The organism is Noviherbaspirillum pedocola (genome assembly GCF_016632335.1).
Lineage (GTDB): Bacteria > Pseudomonadota > Gammaproteobacteria > Burkholderiales > Burkholderiaceae_D > Noviherbaspirillum_A > Noviherbaspirillum_A pedocola.
Genome location: NZ_JAEPBG010000077.1, coordinates 1 through 1,261 on the forward strand (window position 1 = coordinate 1; position 1,261 = coordinate 1,261).

General features: G+C 57.4%; 1 protein-coding gene. It reads right to left on the reverse strand.

What is annotated here, in order from left to right:
• Positions 1-33: 33 nt before the first annotated feature.
• Positions 34-1,199 (reverse strand): IS3 family transposase gene (locus JJB74_RS32960; RefSeq protein ID WP_407672460.1). Its coding sequence is split into 2 segments (ribosomal slippage): positions 34-923 and positions 923-1,199, totalling 1,167 coding nucleotides; the frame shifts between segments, so codons are not numbered across the junction.
• Positions 1,200-1,261: the final 62 nt, after the last annotated feature.

A 1,261-nucleotide genomic window follows, 5' to 3' on the forward strand; every position in this document is an offset into this window, starting at 1 on the left:
TGAGGTGTACTGTCAATAATGGACACTGCCGTTTCAAGCGGCCAGCGTGGTTTTGCTGATGTTTCCAGCGAACTGCGCTGGCGAAACGTAGCCAAGGCGTGAGTGACGCCGCTGGCGGTTATAAAAGATTTCGATGTATTCCTTGATCGCCGTCTCTGCGTCAGCCCTGGTTGCATATCGTTGGTGGTGGATCAGCTCGTTCTTCAGACTTCCCCAAAAACTCTCCATAGGGGCATTGTCATAGCAGTTTCCCTTTCGCGACATGGACGCCAGCATGCCGAACTGTTTGACCAACTTGCGATAATCATCGGCGCAGTATTGACTTCCGCGGTCCGAGTGATGAATCAGCCCCGTAGCGGGCCGCTTGTGGCGTACCGCCCGCCACAAGGCTTGCGCAGTCAGCCCTTGCGTCATGCGCGCGCCCATTGCATAGCCAACCAGTTCGCAGGTGAAGACGTCTTTGACACCAGCAAGGTAAAGCCAGCCCTCGCCGGTCGATATATACGTAATGTCGGTGACCCAGACCTCGTTGGGCCGCGTCGGCGCAAAGGTCTGGTTCAGTAAGTTCTCCGCCACGGGGAAATCGTGTCGTGAATTGGTGGTGGCTTTGAGTTTGCGTTTTTGCTTGCAGCGCAAGCCAAGCTCCTGTCGCAGGCGCACGATCCGATCACGCCCCGCTTCAAAGCCTTGCGCAGCCAGTTCTGGCTGCACGCGCAACGGTCCATAGGTTTCCCGGGTTTGCACGTGGACCGCCTTGATCGCCACCTTCAAGCGCTCGTCCTCCTGCGCCCGCGGCGAAGGTGCACGATTGAGCCAGGCATAGAATCCACTACGCGACACACCGAAAGCACGGCACAGCAATTTCATCGGGTAGTCGAGTCGCACTGACTTCATGAACGCGTACCGGGCAGCGACTCCCGAGCAAAGTACGCGGCCGCCTTTTTTACGACGTCTCGCTCCATGCGCGTTTCAGCCAGTTCCTTGCGTAGCCTGGCAACCTCGGCTTCCAATTCCGGAACCGTACGGCTGCCTGGCATCACCGTTCCTGCATTGCCGCGTTTGGCGGAACTGACCCAATTCGCCAGCGTGCCCTTGGGCATTGCAATGCGCTGCGCTGCTTCCTCTAGCGACAGCCCCTGCGCCAATACCAGCTTGACGGCTTCAGCCCGGAACTCCGGTGTGTATGTCTTTGTCTGCATTCTGCTTTCTCCCTTTGATCAGTTTATCAAACGGGAGTGTCCGAAAAAGTCAGGCTACCTCA